Below are 18,248 nucleotides of genomic sequence, written 5' to 3' on the forward strand. Positions count from 1 at the left end.
TTATTTCACACAAAATCGAATAATTTTAAATTTGCGAAAAAAGTTTCATGTATAATAACTTCATTATCTGCGTTTTATTGCTATTAACTACACAAAAAATATTTTCGCAAAAAACAGACAGCATAAAAAAAAGTTTGAAAGCAGAAAAAAAAACAAATAATGTTATTATTGATGGGATTTTAAATGAAGATGATTGGCTAAATGCATCCGTTGCAGACAACTTCTACACTTTTGAGCCTAATAACGGAACCCTTGTTTCAAAAGAGCTAAGAACTGAGGTTAAGGTTCTTTATGATAACGATGCAATTTATATTGGAGCTTTACTTTACGACAATGATCCTTCAAAAATTTTAAAAGAAATAACAGAAAGAGATCGATTTGGTACTGCCGATTCTTTTGGTGTTTTTATAAATGGGTATAATGATGGTCAGCAAGACTTCCAATTTTATGTTTCTGCTGCAAATGGTCAGTCTGACTGTAATTTTACTTCTCAGAACGGAGAAGATTATTCATGGAATGCTATTTGGGAAAGTAAAACAAAAATAACAGACATTGGTTGGATTGTAGAAATTAAAATTCCTTATGCGGCTTTGCGTTTCCCTAGTTCAAATATTCAAACATGGGGAATTAATTTTTTTAGGGAAATAAAAAGAACCCGACAAAAATATACTTGGTCACATATTAATAATAATGTAGGAACATTTTCTCAACAAGCAGGAATTTTAAATGGAATTGAAAACATATCAACTCCTACTCGATTATTTCTAATTCCTTATGCTTCTTCTTATTTAAATTCCAATAAAGAAGACACAGAGTTAACATTAAAAGGTGGTTTAGATATTAAATATGGTATAAATGATGCTTTTACTCTTGATGCTATTTTAATTCCAGATTTTGGGCAAACCAAATTTGATAATGTAGAATTAAATTTAGGTCCATTTGAACAAGAATTCAATGAAAATAGACCTTTTTTTACTGAAGGAACTGATTTATTCAACAAAGGAGATTTATTATATACTAGACGAATAGGTGCTTCTCCCATTTTCAAACCTAAATTAGGTGCAAACGAAAGAGTTGATGAATTTCCAAGCACAACAAATCTTCTTAATGCTCTAAAAATATCTGGACGTAATGATGACGGTCTTGGAATAGGTTTTCTTAATGCTATAACCGAAGAAACAACTGTTACAATACGAAACACAGAAGACGGAAGCTCTAGAAGAAAGGTAGTATCGCCTCTAACAAATTACAATGTAACTGTTTTCGATCAAAGGTTTAATAAAAATTCATCTGTAACATTTATAAACACAAACGTTACTAGAAATGGTAGTTTTAGAGATGCCAACGTTTCAGGAATTGTCTTCGATTTGAATACTAAAAAAAACACATTTAATCTTAGTGGAAAAGCAAATCTTAGTAGTGTTTATGATGAGAAAAACACTAATGGAATAAACTCTTCTTTAGCCATAGGTGAAACATCTGGAAAATACAGATTTGGAATAGGCGCTGAATACATTTCTAAAGATTTCGACAATAATGATTTAGGTATTAATTTTCAAACTAATTACTATAGTTTTTACACAAATACTAGCTATAGAATATTAAATCCTACTAAAATATTTAACTCTTTTAGAGTACTGCTTAGCTCATATATTGAATTTAATAATCTTACCAACGAAATTCAACAAAACAACTTTGGTATAGATATAAATACTACATCAAGAAAAAATCATTATGTAGGAATGGGTTATAATATAAAACCTTATGAAAGGTATGATTATTACGAACCTAGAATTACGGATCGGTTCTTAATTACTCCTAAGCTTCAAAATTTTTGGTTTAGCATTTCTTCAAACTATAACAATAAATTTGCATTAGATTTAAATATTGAATATGTTGATTTTGATCAAAATGGGAGATCTGACTTTGATTTTAGTATTAAACCAAGATATCGATTCAGTGACCAATTTTCATTAATTTATGAGATAAACCCTTATACACAAAAAGACAATATTGGTTTTATTGATTATATTGATAGCAGTAATGAAATTATTATGGCTCAAAGAAACAGAACTACTTTAAATAATAATTTAACGAGTAAGTTTTCTATTAATAGCCAAATGAATTTTAATTTATCCGTTAGACATTATTGGTCTATTGCTGAAAACAATGCTTTTTTCTCGTTACAAGAAACTGGAAGACTTATTGAAAAAACAGATTATACTGAAAACAAAAACTCTAGTTTTAGTACTTGGAATTTAGACTTATCTTACTCATGGTGGTTTGCTCCTGGAAGCCAAGCTACTATTTTATACAGGAATAATGCTACAAACTCAACTAACGATATTAACAAAAATTTCAATAAGAATTTAGATACATTATTCTCAGATAAACTAAATCATGTTTTCTCAATAAGTATTCGTTACTTCATTGATTATAATCAAACTAAAAATTGGTTTAAAAAAGCATAGTCTTTGTATTGCTTTATTATCTTTGTTGTAATGTTATAAATTATTAAAGATGATGAACAAGAAAGTTATCCTAATGATATTAGACGGTTGGGGTAAATCTCCCGATCCAAAAGTATCTGCTATAGACAATGCTTACACTCCATTTATAGATTCATTATATTCTAAATATCCAAATGCACAATTAAGAACAGACGGATTAAATGTTGGACTTCCTGAAGGTCAAATGGGAAACAGTGAAGTAGGCCACATGAATTTAGGTGCTGGACGAATAGTATATCAAGACTTAGCAAAAATAAATTTAGCAGTAGCCAACAAAACTATGAATCAAGAAAAATCATTAATGGATGCTCTTGATTACGCTAAAAAAAACAACAAATCGGTTCATTTCTTAGGCTTAGTTTCAGATGGCGGTGTACATTCTCACACTTCACATTTAAAAGGTTTAATAGATGTCGCTCAGGAAATGGGTGTACAAAATATGTTTGTTCATGCTTTTACAGATGGTAGAGATGTTGATCCAAAATCAGGAGCAAATTATATTGAAAACTTAGAGAACTATTTAGAAAACACCAATGCAAAACTAGCTTCAATAATCGGTCGCTACTATGCAATGGATAGAGATAAACGTTGGGAACGTGTAAAACTTGCTTATGATTTAATCGTAAATGGAATTGGTACAAAATCAAAAAAAGGATCACTAAGTGTTTTAGAAAGTTATTCTAACGCTATTACTGATGAATTTATTAAACCTATTTCTATTGTAGATGCAAACGAAAATCCAATTTCAACGATAAAAGATGATGATGTTGTTATTTTCTTTAATTTTAGAACAGATAGAGGAAGAGAATTAACCGAAGCACTATCCCAGAAAGATTTTCATGAGCAAAACATGCACAAACTAAATCTGTATTATGTTACTATGACAAATTATGATGAAACATACTCAAATGTTCATGTAATTTATGATAAGGATAATATAACTGAAACACTTGGTGAAGTATTAGAAAAACATCATAAAAAGCAAATTAGAATTGCAGAAACAGAAAAATATCCGCATGTAACTTTCTTTTTCTCTGGAGGAAGAGAAGAGCCATTCGTTGGAGAATCTCGTATTTTAAAAAACTCACCAAAAGTTGCTACTTATGATTTGCAACCCGAAATGAGTGCTTACGAACTTAAAGATGCATTAATCCCTGAGCTTAAAAAAGGTGAGGTTGATTTTGTATGTTTAAATTTTGCTAATGGAGATATGGTTGGACATACTGGAGTAATGGAAGCTGCAATAAAAGCTTGTGAAGCAGTTGATATTTGCGTAAAAGAAGTTGTTGAAACTGCTTTAGAAAATGGGTACACAACTCTTTTAATTGCCGATCATGGAAATTGCGAAACAATGATTAACCCTGATGGAAGTCCGAATACAGCTCACACAACGAATCCTGTCCCTTTAATATTAATTGATAATGATCTAAAAAATATAAACAATGGTGTTTTGGGAGACATTGCTCCTACTATTTTAGATTTAATAGGAATTGAACAACCAAAATCCATGACATGTAAATCTTTACTATAAATATGAAAAAAAGACTTCTTTTTACATTAATAACTGTTCTGTTTTTAAGTAGTTTTATTCTATTCGAAAAATATAATCAAAACAACTTATTTATAACATATGAAGCGGATTTGAATGAAAAAGAAGTGAAATTATACTGGAAAAACGAAAACGATATTAACTATAAGAGTTTACAAGCTTTAAAAGATTGGCTACACAATAAAGATGAAGAATTAATATTTGCCACTAATGCTGGTATGTATAAAAAAGATAATTCTCCACAAGGATTATTTATTGAAAATTTCGAAACAAAAGCCCAAATTGACACATTAAAAGGTAATGGTAATTTTTATTTAAAACCAAATGGGATTTTTTATATCACTAATAAAAATGAAGCTAAAATCCATACTACTGAAAATTTTGAAATCAATAAGAACATCAAATATGCGACACAATCAGGACCAATGTTATTGATTAATGACAATATCCATCCTGCATTTAAAAAAGGATCTAAAAATTTAAACATTAGAAATGGTGTTGGTGTTCTAAAAAACGGGAAAGTAGTTTTTGTAATGTCAAAAAATGAAATTAATTTCTATGATTTTGCAAATTATTTTAAAAAGCTTGGTTGTGAAAATGCACTTTACCTTGATGGATTTGTATCACGTACTTATCTTCCTGAAAAAAAATGGATTCAAACCGATGGTAATTTTGGGGTAATTATTGGAATAACAAATAAATAACAATATGAAAACAGTAATAATAACAGTATTATCTCTTATAACGAATTGCTCACTTTACACAAAAGGAACAGATGGAAAACCTGAAGAAAATAGGGGAAAGATAATTATAGAGTCAAAAGAAATTACTGATGGTATTTTAATAGGTAAAACTAAAATTACCAACTTACAACAAGAACCTTTCAACGAATGGTATTCAATAAGTTACAACGAATATAAACCTAATGAAGAGATTATAAAAGAGATTAAAAAATACATTTCAGATTATTCTATTACTGTTTTTATGGGAACATGGTGTGAAGATAGCCAGAATCAGGTACCTAAATTTTTTAAAATTTTAAACCAATTAGATTTTCCTCTAAGAAAAGTAAATCTAATAACAATGACTAGAGACAAAACAACTCCTGAGATTTTTGAAGAAGGATTAAATATTACTAATGTACCAACCTTTATTTTTTATAAAAAGGACTTTGAAATTAATAGAATTGTTGAATCGCCTGTTGAAAGTTTAGAAGAAGATATTTTTAAGATTGTTTCAAACAAACCTTATAAACATATATATGCTAAATAAAATATAATCCCGAACTATTCGGGATTTTTTTATGCACAATTATTAATTAAAAGTTAAACTTTCAATAATTGATAGTATTACTATTATATTTGCGTTCGTAAATTCCAATCCTATGAAAAACCTATTAGCTAATCTAAATATAACAGTTAATAAAAAACTGTATGTAAAAGCTCCTGAGACTTCAGATTTAGGAAAAAAAATCATTCAACATAGCATAATCTTAATTCATGAAATAGGTTTTGAAGCTTTTACTTTTAAAAAATTAGGTGAAAGAATAAACTCAAATGAGAGTTCCATTTATAGATATTTTGAGAATAAACATAAATTATTACTATATTTATGTTCTTGGTATTGGTCTTGGATAGAATACAAACTCGTTTTTTCTACTACAAATATTTCGAATCCTTTAGACAAACTTATTAAAGCCATAACAGTAGTTACAGAAGAAATAAAAAATGATTTATCAACAGAGTATATAAACAAAGGCACTCTAAGTCAAATTGTTATTAGTGAGTTTACGAAAACATTTCTAACAAAAGAAGTAGATGAAGAGAATAAAGAAGGCTTTTTTATTGTGTATAAAAGTGTAATTAATAGATTAACAACTATAATTGAAGAAGTGAATCCAAATTATATGTTTTCCAAAACACTTGCTTCATCTATTATAGAAGGTTCGTTACACCAACATTATTTAAAAGATCATTTTAAAACTATCACAAATTTATCTGACTCAAATTGTTTGTCGGATTTCTATATCGATTTAATAAAAAAAGTACTTGTATGACACCATTAGAAAGATTTAAAAACTTAATTATAATTGATAAAAGAGATATTTATCAAATATTATTATACTCGCTTTTCGGAGGATTAATTAGTCTTACATTGCCTCTTGGAATACAATCAATTATTAATTTTCTTCAAGCTGGTAAAGTTTCTACTTCGTGGATAGTTCTTGTTATTATAGTTGTAGTAGGTGTTGTGCTTGTAGGTGTATTTAAAATCATGCAATATCGTATTACTGAAAATTTACAGCAAAAAATATTTGTGCGTTCTTCTTTTGATTTTGCTTATCGGTTTCCAAAAATAAAGTTTGATCAATTATATAATGAATATCCACCAGAACTTGCTAATCGTTTTTTTGATACGCTAACGGTTCAAAAAGGTTTTTCTAAACTATTACTCGATATTTCAACTGCAATTCTTCAAATTCTATTTGGTATAATATTACTCTCTTTATATCATTCTTTTTTTATTCTATTTGGGTTCATTCTTTTAGGAATGTTGTACATAATTTTTAGAGCTAATTTCACAAAAGGACTGGAAACTAGCTTAAAAGAATCAAAATATAAATATAAAGTAGCACATTGGATACAAGAAATCGCAAGAAATCATTTAAGTTTCAGAAATTTGAGTTTATTTGAATTTTCATTAAACAAGAATGATCAATTAGTAAGTGATTATTTAAATTATAGAGAAGATCATTTTAGAATTTTAAAAAGACAATTTATCCATTTAGTAGGATTTAAAACTATTATTACTGCTGGATTATTAATTATAGGTGGAATATTAGTACTGAATCAACAGATGAATATCGGACAATTTGTTGCGGCAGAAATTATAATTATTTCAATTATAACGGCTGTTGAAAAGTTATTTGCTGGATTAGAATTGTTCTATGATGTTCTTACATCATTGGAAAAACTAGGAAATGTTGCTGATTTAGATATAGAGAAAAATAATACTCCTCAAAATTTCATGATTAACAACAATGACGCTATAACACTAAAGGCTAAGAATTTAAATTATAAATATCCTGATTCTGAAACCTGTATTTTAAACAATATTAATTTAACAATACATCCAAAAGACAGAGTCGTAATTAAAGGTAAAAATGGTTCTGGTAAAACAACTTTAATTCGATTATTAGCTAAAATTATAGATCCTACTTCTGGAACGATGTTTGTAAACGATGTCAATATCAACAAAGTTAATATTAATGATTATAGATCAAAAATAGGTCTTATAAGTGTTAATGATACTACTTTTGAAGGTAGCATTTTAGATAATATTATTTGTCAAAACAAATCGATTAATATTAATGAAATTAATAAAGTTTTAGACAAAGTAAAGTTGTCTAAATTTATAAAATCATTGCCTTTAGGTTTAGATACTCCGTTGTTCACTGATGGTAAACAAATAAGTTCATCTGTAGTTCAAAAAATAGTATTAGCACGTTGTATTTTATCTAACCCCGAAATAATTTTATTAGAAGATCCATTAACAAAAGTAGACGAAAATCAGGCTAAAAAGATAATTGATTATTTAATGGATAAATCTCATCCTTGGACACTTGTTATTACAACTGGAAATAGTGAATGGGAAAAACAAGCTACAAAAATTATAACATTAGAAAATGGTCAAATTGTTTAAACTATTAAATAAACAAAATGCTAAACATAACAAAAAATAAAATTGATAGCACATTTGATTTTTCAAAATATAAATCGAGTGCTGTTTTTGCAGATAACAAAGGGTACTTAGTTATACGAAAGATAATTATAGGAATTGCTATTTTGACTTTCTTATTTCTATTTCTTCCATGGACACAAAATATTTCTGGCTCTGGATTTGTTACTACTTTAAAACCTGATCAAAGACCTCAAAATATTCAAACTGCAATTGCTGGACGAATAGAAAAATGGTATGTGAGCGAAGGTGATTTTGTAAAAAAAGGAGATACTATTTTATTCATTTCTGAGGTAAAAGAAGATTATTTAGATCCAAATTTGGTAGAAAACACAGGAAACCAAGTGATCGCAAAAGAGAATGCTGCTACTTCTTACGCTTCAAAGGTGAAAGCATTAGAAAGTCAGATGTATGCTATTGAGAGTGAAAAAAACTTGAAATATAAACAAGCTCAGAATAAATTAAAACAAGCTTATTTAAAGGTAAAAAGTGATAGTATAGATTTACAAGCTGTAAAAACACAGTTAAAAATTGCTGAAACTCAATTTAGCAGAGCTATCAATTTAAACAAGGAAGGCTTAAAACCTCTAACTAATGTTGAAGAAAAGAGAGTTAAGCTACAGGAAATGGAGGCTAAAATTATTACACAAGAGAATAAATATTTAGCTAGCCAAAATGAAATTCTTAATGCTACAATGGAATTGAATCGAATTTCTGCTGAGTATGCTGAAAAAAGTGCAAAAGCTAGTAGTGATAAACAAACTGCTTTAAGTTCTCAATTTGACACTGAAGCTCAAGTAGGAAAATTAAAAAACCAATATACTAATTATCAAATTAGAAATGGTCTTTATTATATAACTGCTCCACAAGATGGTTATGTTAATAGAGCTATACAATCGGGAATTGGTGAAACAATCAAAGAAGGCACATCGATAGTTAGTATTATGCCTTCAAAATTTGAAATTGCTGTTGAAACGTATATAGATCCTGTTGATTTTCCATTAATCAATAGAGGACAAAAAGTAAGAGTTTGGTTTGACGGTTGGCCTACTATAGTATTTAGTGGTTGGCCTGGTGCTTCTTATGGAACTTTTGGAGGTGTTATTGTTGCTAAAGAAAATTTCATAAGTCAAAATGGGAAATACAGAGTACTTATTGCGCCAGACAAAGAAGATAAGAACTGGCCAGAACAATTGAGTATTGGTGCTGGAACACAATCTATTGCTTTATTAAAAAGTGTTCCTATTTGGTTTGAAATTTGGAGAACATTAAATGGGTTTCCTCCTAATTTTTATCAGCCTCAAAATGCTGAAAAAGATCAAAAAAAGTAGTAGACAAATCCTTTTTACTGTTTATTAAAACTAAAAACACAGATGAAAATAAAAATTATACTTTTTTTTATGCTTCTTAACTTTTCTATGAAAGCGCAAGAAAGCGACTTAAAAGAGTTTACTTTAGAGGAATATTTGGGTTATGTGAAAAAATTTCATCCGCTAGTAAAACAAGCTGATTTAAAAATTTCAGAAGCTCAAGCAAAACTTATGAAAGCAAGAGGGGCTTTTGATCCAAAGCTTGAAGCGGATTTTTCAAAGAAAGAATATGGCGATAAAAACTATTATTCGCTTTTTAATGGTAGTTTCAAGATTCCTACTTGGTATGGAATAGAGGTCAAAGCTGCTTTTGATAATAATGAAGGTATTTATTTAAATCCTGAAAATACGGTTCCTAATAATGGGCTTACTTCTCTTGGTATTTCAATTCCTTTAGGTCAGGGTTTATGGATTAATGAAAGAATGTCCGATTTAAGAAAAGCAAAAACGTATCAAAAATTAAATGAAGCTGAACGTAATATTCAGGTTACAAACATTCTTTATGATGCTATTGTAAGTTATATTAACTGGAAAAGGAGTTATGATGAAGTGGAATTGTATCGTAATTATTTGAAAAATGCTAGTGTTCGCTATGATGGTGTTCTTAAACTTATTGAACAAGGTGACAAGGCTGCAATTGATAGTATAGAAGCTGGAATTACAGTGAAAACAAGAAGGTTAAATCTTGAAAATGCTGAATTGAAATTAATAAAATCTAAACTAGACTTGTCTAATTATATTTGGACTGAAAATACTATTCCATTAGAATTAACTGATTCTTTATTACCAGATAAGAATATTGAAAAGACTATTTTGGAGACATTAAATTTAACGGAATTTACAGAAGTTACAATTGAAAATCATCCAAAACTAAATGCACTGCAATCTAAGATAGCTATTCTTACTATAGACCGAAAGTTGCAAGCAAATAGCATTTTACCTAAATTAAATGTTAGCTATAATTATCTTTCTGAGCCTAGTGCTTTTGAAGATTATAGATTTGAAGATTATAAAATAGGTGTTCATTTTTCTTTTCCTTTATTTCTTAGAAAAGAAAGGGCTAATTTAAAACTAGCGAAACTAAAAGTGCAAGACACAGAATTAAGTTTATCTTACGAAAGAGAAAGCTTAATGAATAAGATTGAAGCTCAAAAGCAAGAGATTAATTCTTTTAAAAAGCAACGTTCTATAAATTCTGAATTGGTTTCCAACTATGAGCAGATGTTGAATGCTGAGGAACGATTGTTTACTATGGGTGAAAGTTCTTTATTTTTAATTAATTCTAGAGAAAATACTCTTGTGAGTGCACAATTGTCTAATATTTCATTAGCAAATGCTTATTTAAACGCTACTGTTTCCTTGTTTAAAACGATTGCAAATCCTGAATAGAATATAAATTTTTTAAGAAAATTTAAAATAAACGCATAAAAAAATCCCGATAAAATCGGGATTTTGTTTTTATAACACTACAGATAATTAGTAACGACCACCTCTATTGTTATCTCTGTTGTTAGAAAAGTTTCCTCTTCCTCCACCACCATTACCATTACGGTTGAAAGATCTTCTTTCACCTTCTGGTTTTGGTTCTGATTTGTTTACTACAATAGTTCTGCCTTCAACAGTTCCACCGTTTAACTCATCAATTGCTTTCTGAGCTTCTGCGTCATTTGGCATTTCAACAAATCCAAATCCTTTACTTCTTCCAGTAAATTTGTCAGAGATAATCTTAACTGAATCAACAGTTCCATACTCTTCAAAAAAACCTCTTAAATCTGCTTCCTCAATACTGAACGGAAGACTTCCTACAAAAATGTTCATAAATAAAATTTTATTTGCCAAAGGTAGTCTTTTAATAGATACAAAAATCTTTTATTTCATTTATTTTCAATGAAATAGAAAAAAACTTTTTATTTTGATGATTATTTTGCGCTTGTTAACTCAAAATATTGTCTTTCAATCATTTCTTGATGATCTGGGTGTGCAATCTTAACCATCTCATCAATCCTTTTCTTCAGTGTTTTACCGTATAAATCGGCAATTCCATTTTCTGTAATTATATATTGAACATGAGAACGCGTCGTTACAACTCCTGCTCCTTGTTTTAAATAGGGTACAATTCTACTTTCTCCTCTTTTTGTAACAGAGGGTAATGCAATTATTGCCTTACCGCCTTCGCTTAAAGAAGCACCTCGCATAAAATCCATTTGTCCTCCAACTCCTGAATACATTTTCCCGCCTATAGAGTCGGCACAAACTTGTCCTGTAACATCTACTTCTATTGCAGAATTTATCGCAATCATTTTTGGGTTTTTACGAATCACTGCTGTATCGTTTACCATAGATGATTCTCTTAACTCTACAAAAGGATTATCGTTTACAAAATCGTATAGCCTTTGCGAACCAATTAAAAACGTTGCTAAGGCTCTACCTCTAACCGTTCCTTTATAATTACAATTAATAACGTCTTTTTCTATCAAATCAATTACTCCATCGGAAAACATTTCAGTATGTAATCCTAGGTTTTTATGATTTGTTAATTTACTTAATGCTGCATTTGGAATATTTCCAATTCCCATTTGTAAGGTGCTTTTATCGTCTATTAAAGATGCAACATATTCTCCAATCTTCTCTTCAACATCTGTAAAAGGAGCTACTTCATGACAAAATATAGGCAAATTAACATCTACTAAATAATCTATCTCCGAAACATGGAGAATTCCATCTCCAAATGTTCTAGGCATTTGCGGATTTACTTGAGCAATTATTGTCTTTGAATTTTCAATAGCTGCAATTGTTGCTTCTACAGAAACACCTAACGAACAATATCCGTGCTTATCTGGTGGTGAAACATGAATAAATACTACATCTAATGGTAATACATTTTTTCGAAACAAGCGTGGTAATTCACTTAAAAAAACGGGTGTATAGGAACCGTTCCCTGCTTGTAAAGTATGTCGAACATTTTTTCCTATAAAAAAAGAATTTACATGAAAACTGTTCATTAATTCTGGATTAGCATATGGAGCTTCTCCTTCTGTGTGCAAATGACAAATTTCGACATCTCTTAATTCTGATGCTCTTTCTGATAATGCTTTTGTTAATATTGTTGGTGTTGCAGCAGCTGCTTGGACATATACTCTATCTCCAGATTTTACTATTTTTACAGCTTCCGCAGCCGTTACATACTTACTCATACCTAATGATTTTTATTTACTACAAATTTACTATTGAATGAAATCTTAAAACATGACATTTCTCAGGTTTGAATTATTTTTTATACATTTGAAAAAGCATCTTATCTCAACTATCAAACTTTATGAAATTAATTTTTCCTAGTTCTTTATTACTCTTATTTTTAGTTCTATCATGCTCTGAAAAAAAAACTGAATTAACCGTTTCTTATAAACTTCCGGAAAAACTAGATGAAGTTTCTGGTATTGCCTACATCAACAACAAAACCTTTGTTATTGAAGATAGTAAAAACAAAAATAGTATCTATATATTGAAAAAGAACGGAAAGGTTGATACCGAAATAAATATCGAAAATATCAAAAACGAAGATTGGGAAGATTTAACTTCTGATGCTTTAGGAAATGTATATATTGGGAATTTTGGAAATAACAAAAATAACAGAAAAGATCTAAGTATTGATAAAATTTCTATAGATCAGTTAGATGGAGATTCTATTTCTGCAAATGAAAAAATTACTTTTTATTATCCTGAACAAACTCTTTTTCCTCCTAGTAAAAAAGAATTATTATATGATTGTGAGGCTTTTTTTGAATGGAATGGTTCTTTTTATTTATTTACTAAGAATAGAAGTAAGGGTTTTGATGGCACTACTTTGATTTACAAAATCCCTAACAAGGCAGGGCATCATAAAGCACAACTTTTAACTACTTTTAAAACTTGTGATGATTCTAAAACTTGTGCTATTACTAGTGCCGCAATAAGCAATGATGGCTCTAAAATGGTTTTATTAACTCATACTACTATTTGGTTGTTTGAAGATTTTACAGATGATTATTTTACTAAAGGGAAAATTAGTGCATTAGAACTGCATCATCAATCTCAAAAAGAAGCAATTTGTTTTAAAGATGATGATACTATTCTTATTGCTGATGAAAAGAAGACTAAAGATGATGGTAATATATATGTTGTTTCTTTAAAAGATTTAAAAACCAAATCCTAATCCGAAAGCGACTCTAATACCATCTGACGAATTAAAGATTCCTAAATTAGCTGTTATCAATTCTACTCCATTTATAAAGAGACCTCCTCCGTAGGAATTATTCCATTTGTTTGAATCTTCTCCTTTTAGCCAAACTCTTCCGTAATCGAAACCTCCATAAACTCCTATTCGCACAGGAATAAATCTTGTTTTTACACTATTAAAGCTATATCTTAAATCAGTATTTTGATAAAAAGATTGATTCCCAACGAAGCGTTGGTTTCTATATCCTCTTAATCCATCTGTTCCTCCAATTGATGCTCCTTGATAGAATTCAAAATTATTGCCAAAAACAATATGACTTTTAAATTGTGTGGCTAATACTAATTTCCCTGAAGCATTTAGTTTATGATTGAAGCTTACTTCTGGAATTAAATATCCATAATTTCTATTTCTTTTATCTATATTTGATTTATATCCTACAGATAGAGCAGTTTTCATTCCTAATGTTGGATAAGCTTTGTTATCATAATTCTCAAAATGATAATTAATTTCTGCTCCTACAAATTGTACCTCATCAAATATATATTTTGGTAATTGAATGTTATTTTCTACAAATCTGTCTTTTGTATCGTCTACTTCAATTGATTCATAAGTCATTTTAAATGTGGCTATACTTCCTGATCTGCTTCGCCATTTTAATGAAGGAGAAATACTAAATGTTCTTACTTTTACACGATTATAATTTAGGCTATAATCATCATCAAAATTCTTTGTTTCATTTCCATATCCAAAAAAGTTTTGCGTAAAGTTTGGACTTTGCAATCCTGTTTCAATTTCAAAATTAAATTTACCTAATATCCTGGCTATTTCTAGTTTATAGAATAGTTCATATCCTTTTGTAGCAAAATAATAAGCTCCTTTTAATTGATGCTGGCTCGAAAATGGGTTTCGCTCAAATCCATATTTGGTAAAAACATTTGTAAATCCAATTTTAAATCCATCATCTGGATTGGCTCCAATAACAGGAATTATTTGGTTTGTGTTGTTTTTTATTTTTTTATAATCATATACGTTTATATCGTAATCATCTTGTTTTTTGACTGTTGCTTTCTGCGCTTTTTCAAAATTGTTTTTCTTTGATTTATAATCATATATAACTATATTTTTTCCTTGTTCTACTTTATAATTATCGTTGTTTTGACCTCCAATAAGTCTGATTTTTATTTTTTCGCTTTTTCCTATTACTTCAAATGTATCATCATCGTCTAAGCCATAAATCCATATTTCTTTTGTTTCTTGAGGATTATAGGTTCTGTCATGAAATTTGTCTTTATAAGTATTGTCTTTTTTTCTATATAATGATACTTGAACTTTTCCGTTTTCTAAACAATTTACTTGTATATAATCGTCTTTATTTGTGGCTGTTAAAACAGCAAATTTATTTATCAATTTAAAATATCTGTCTGCTATTTTTTGAAGGTTGTTTCTTCTGGCTTTTAGGATTTCTTTTATTTCAGAAATGGTTTCACCTTGTATTTCTTTAGGTATAGTCTGAAAAGCTTCATCTATTACCTCGTTTGTAATTTTATTTTGAATATGTTTTACTTGTTCGTCCCAAATAGTTTTATCTGATTGATTTATAAATGCCATATCTAATGGGAAAGGTTCTAAATTAAATCCTTTTACATCTTTTAAATCTGCATCATATTTACGTAATATTTTTGCCACAGGAATCAGTCTCACAGCAGCTCCTAAAAGAAATCCATCAGACATTTTTGAGAAAGCTTGATCTCTATCTCTTGGTAAAGGTCTATAAATTATTTTTCCGTTTTCTTTAAATTCTAACCATCTCCATTGATCTTGATGTCTGTCCCAATCTCCTATTAACATATCAAATAATCGTGCTTTTATATAAGCCGTTTCATCGATAATTTTGGACTCATCTGAATGAATTTCTTGTAATAAATCGTTTGTGCTGATTATTTCTCCTGAAAAATTATCGCCTGCTAAGTCAACATGTCCATCTGATGCGTGCTCTTCTAAAAGATATAATTCATCACCAAATTCCTGATTAAAACTACCTAATGCTTTTTGCTTTGGAATATAAAACAATCTTGGATTTAAATGATATACTCCTATTGCATCGGAAAGCAATGCCATTGTAAGTGGCACATAAGGATAAGAACCTGTAAATACGTCTTTTACTAAGTTCTCAGAAGCTGTGTTTCTAAATTGACCTTCAACATATTGATCTTTAAACATAGCAGCTTGTATATATTGAGATGCTTCTTTTTTCATAGCTCTCATTACATATTGTTTTCCATCTTTTGCTTCTAATCGTAGGGCTTTTGATTGTGTTCCTCCTCCTTTTCTTACTGGAACTAATCCTCCAAATAACGTATCTAAATTTACTGTTTTTGCTAAAACAGGGATACTATAGTCTTTTCTATATCGTTCTCCCCATAAAAAAGTATGAAACTTTCCTTTTTTGGTTTCTTCTGCTGTGTAAATCGATGCTTTTATAGAATCTTGTACAATTGGCAAAAGTGTTTCTTTAAATTGAATATCTGCAACTCCATAAACTTGAGTTGAATATTCTATGCTATCTTTTTTAGCATTAATAAACTTAACATTTGACGCTCCGTTCTCATATATTTCTAAAATTGCAAAACCGTTTGCAGCATGTGAATATTTTCCGCCACCAATGGTTCTTGTTGGAGTTGTTTTAGAACCTGAACCACTTATTATTTGTGGTAAATTATCTTCTACTAAATATTGTAAGCTATGTTCGTGTCCTGAAACGAAAATAACTCTATCATTAAATTGCGATGCTGCTATAATATTTTTTCGTAATTCATTATAATGCTTATTTTGCATATCTGCATTTACAACACCTGTCGTTTTTCTAAGTATATTTTTGATATATCCTAAAGGAAAAAAAGGTTGATGATAATTTTTAAAAGAATATTGTCCGCCATGTGGTCCATTACTAAACATTGGATGATGAATGGCTACTATTGTTGTTTTTCCTCTAGCTTTTTTGATTTCACTTCTAAATTCATCTAAAAACTGTGTTTTCGTTTTTATTTCACAATCGTCATTAATCGTAGGATGTTTATCCCAATTTGTAATGTACCATTCTGAATCTACTAGAATTAACACAATATCATCTTTTATTTTTATGGTTTCAATAGGACAACCATCTTTTGGTAAAAATGATTTTTTACCTAGTTTTTCTTCAACATATTCTTGCTGTCTTTTTAATCCTTCAACCCCATTGCTATACCAATCGTGATTTCCTGGCAAAAAAATAGTTTTCCCTTTAAATTGCTTAACTGCTTCTATCTGAACGTTAAGTTGATGTTCTGCTAATTCTCTTCCTTTGTCTTCTTTTTTAGGCAATCCCTTTGGATAGATATTATCTCCTAAAAACAAAACTGTAGCATTTTCATCTGTGACTTCTATATTTTTAGAGAATTTCTCTAGTGCAATTGTTGTACTATCTTTTTTAGCATTTCCTGCATCTCCCATCAAATAAAAAGTATGAATTACTTTTAATGAATCTTTCTCTAACGCTGTTATTGTTTTGTCTTTATCATCAATTTGTAATTGCATTGTAGCACACGAATTGAATAAGAATAATAAGAGGATTACTGTTGAATAGTAACGAAATGCATAAACATGTGTATTAACCCAAAACATTTTCATAAATTAGTCGGATAAAATGAAACCGATGAATTTGATTTTAAAAGCAGAAAATTTTGTAGAAAACTTATTTAAAGAAAAACTTTCCGAGTCTTTTACCTATCATAACTTTGATCATACTAATAGTGTGATTCAGGCTGTTATTGAAATTGCTAATTATTATCAAATTTCTTACGAAGATAAAGAAAAATTAATTATTGCTGCTTGGTTTCACGATACAGGTTATACTGTTGATACTAAAAATCATGAGGAAATTAGTGTGCAAATTGTAAAATCTTTCTTAGAAGAAAATAATGCGTCTGAAGACTATATTGATTTTGTATCTCAATTAATTAGAGCTACTGTTTTTGACTATGTTCCAAAAAACAAATATGAGCAAATAATGAGAGATGCTGATTATTTTCATTTTTCTAATAAAAATTATTTTAGCATTTGTGAAAAATTAAGAACAGAATGGGAATTAACTTGTAATAAAACTTTTACTGATGAAGAATGGGCAAAAGAAAATTATAAGATGTTAACAAAAACACATTCCTATTATACTTCTTATGCATTAGCTAATTGGAAGCCTAAAAAAGATAAAAACATTCAAAAAATAGAAAGTTTATTACTTAATGATACTTCTGTAAGTGATATTGAAATGGAAAAGAAAAAAAAGGAACCTAGACCTGAAAGAGGTATCGACACCATGTTTAGAGTTACGCTAAACAATCACACTCGTTTAAGTGAAATTGCAGATAGTAAAGCTAATATTTTATTATCCGTAAATGCTATTATTATTTCAATTGCGCTATCTACTATTATTCCAAAACTTGATAGTCCTAGTAACCAACATCTGATAGTACCTACATTCGTTATGTTGATATTTAGTGTTGTTTCTATCATTTTTGCTATTCTTTCCACTCGTCCTAAAGTAACTTCTGGAATCTTCACAAGTCAGGATGTAAAAGATAAAAAAGTGAATTTATTATTTTTTGGAAATTTTTACAAAATGCCTTATCATGATTATGAAGAAGCTGTTAATGAAATGATGAAAGATAGAAGCTATTTGTATAATTCTATGATTAAGGATTTATATTACTTAGGTATTGTTTTAGAGCGTAAATATAGATTGTTACGTATTACATATAATATATTTATGCTAGGTATTATTATATCTGTTGTTGCTTTTGTTATTGCTTTTCAAACCAAATTATTTTAAC

The 18,248-nt window shown here is 29.0% G+C and carries 13 protein-coding genes; 10 read left to right on the plus strand and 3 right to left on the minus strand.

Annotated features, from left to right (window positions below):
* The first annotated feature begins 134 nt into the window (after positions 1-134).
* The 8 genes from LXD69_RS02365 to LXD69_RS02400 all read left to right on the plus strand — a co-directional run bounded on the left by LXD69_RS02365 (position 135) and on the right by LXD69_RS02400 (position 10,556).
* Positions 135-2,471: a DUF5916 domain-containing protein gene (locus LXD69_RS02365; protein WP_246917210.1), complete on the plus strand. Its 2,337-nt coding sequence runs from the start codon at positions 135-137 to the stop codon at positions 2,469-2,471.
* A 52-nt stretch (positions 2,472-2,523) separates the two neighbouring features.
* Positions 2,524-4,041, plus strand: a complete 1,518-nt coding sequence (gene gpmI / locus LXD69_RS02370; RefSeq protein WP_246918921.1) for a 2,3-bisphosphoglycerate-independent phosphoglycerate mutase — start codon at positions 2,524-2,526, stop codon at positions 4,039-4,041.
* Positions 4,042-4,043: 2 nt separating this feature from the next.
* On the plus strand, positions 4,044-4,763 hold the full coding sequence (locus LXD69_RS02375; RefSeq protein ID WP_246917212.1) for a phosphodiester glycosidase family protein: 720 nt from the start codon (positions 4,044-4,046) through the stop codon (positions 4,761-4,763).
* A gap of 4 nt (positions 4,764-4,767) precedes the next feature.
* Complete coding sequence (locus LXD69_RS02380) at positions 4,768-5,331, plus strand: thioredoxin family protein (protein ID WP_246917215.1); 564 nt, start codon at positions 4,768-4,770, stop codon at positions 5,329-5,331.
* A gap of 112 nt (positions 5,332-5,443) precedes the next feature.
* Positions 5,444-6,115, plus strand: a complete 672-nt coding sequence (locus tag LXD69_RS02385; RefSeq protein WP_045967490.1) for a TetR/AcrR family transcriptional regulator — start codon at positions 5,444-5,446, stop codon at positions 6,113-6,115.
* The gene (locus LXD69_RS02390; protein ID WP_246917218.1) at positions 6,112-7,761 is read left to right on the plus strand and encodes a peptidase domain-containing ABC transporter; all 1,650 of its coding nucleotides are present in this window, start codon (positions 6,112-6,114) and stop codon (positions 7,759-7,761) included. The genes LXD69_RS02385 and LXD69_RS02390 overlap by 4 nt, the downstream gene beginning before the upstream one ends.
* Positions 7,762-7,778: 17 nt before the next feature.
* Positions 7,779-9,128 (plus strand): HlyD family secretion protein, encoded by a 1,350-nt coding sequence (locus LXD69_RS02395; protein WP_246917221.1) that lies wholly within the window; start codon positions 7,779-7,781, stop codon positions 9,126-9,128.
* Between the two features lie 42 nt (positions 9,129-9,170).
* The gene (locus LXD69_RS02400; protein ID WP_246917223.1) at positions 9,171-10,556 is read left to right on the plus strand and encodes a TolC family protein; all 1,386 of its coding nucleotides are present in this window, start codon (positions 9,171-9,173) and stop codon (positions 10,554-10,556) included.
* An 87-nt stretch (positions 10,557-10,643) separates the two neighbouring features.
* On the opposite strand, the gene LXD69_RS02405 is transcribed toward LXD69_RS02400, so the two are convergent.
* Both LXD69_RS02405 and LXD69_RS02410 read right to left on the minus strand, forming a co-directional pair.
* Complete coding sequence (locus LXD69_RS02405) at positions 10,644-10,985, minus strand: RNA recognition motif domain-containing protein (RefSeq protein WP_045973005.1); 342 nt, start codon at positions 10,983-10,985, stop codon at positions 10,644-10,646.
* A gap of 101 nt (positions 10,986-11,086) precedes the next feature.
* On the minus strand, positions 11,087-12,361 hold the full coding sequence (locus tag LXD69_RS02410) for an acetyl-CoA hydrolase/transferase family protein (RefSeq protein ID WP_045972986.1): 1,275 nt from the start codon (positions 12,359-12,361) through the stop codon (positions 11,087-11,089).
* Positions 12,362-12,483: 122 nt separating this feature from the next.
* Here LXD69_RS02410 and LXD69_RS02415 point away from each other — a divergent pair, with 122 nt between their 5' ends.
* Complete coding sequence (locus LXD69_RS02415; protein WP_246917226.1) at positions 12,484-13,359, plus strand: hypothetical protein; 876 nt, start codon at positions 12,484-12,486, stop codon at positions 13,357-13,359.
* Here LXD69_RS02415 and LXD69_RS02420 read toward each other — a convergent pair.
* Positions 13,342-17,049 carry a metallophosphoesterase gene (locus LXD69_RS02420; protein WP_246917239.1) on the minus strand — a complete coding sequence of 1,236 codons (3,708 nt, stop codon included), beginning with the start codon at positions 17,047-17,049 and terminating at the stop codon, positions 13,342-13,344. The two genes, LXD69_RS02415 and LXD69_RS02420, sit on opposite strands and share 18 nt — an antisense overlap.
* Positions 17,050-17,074: 25 nt before the next feature.
* On the opposite strand from LXD69_RS02420, the gene LXD69_RS02425 reads away from it, so the two are divergent.
* Positions 17,075-18,247, plus strand: a complete 1,173-nt coding sequence (locus tag LXD69_RS02425; RefSeq protein ID WP_045972982.1) for a Pycsar system effector family protein — start codon at positions 17,075-17,077, stop codon at positions 18,245-18,247.
* The last annotated feature ends 1 nt before the right edge of the window (position 18,248 follow it).

This window comes from Flavobacterium sediminilitoris, assembly GCF_023008245.1.
GTDB lineage: Bacteria > Bacteroidota > Bacteroidia > Flavobacteriales > Flavobacteriaceae > Flavobacterium > Flavobacterium sediminilitoris.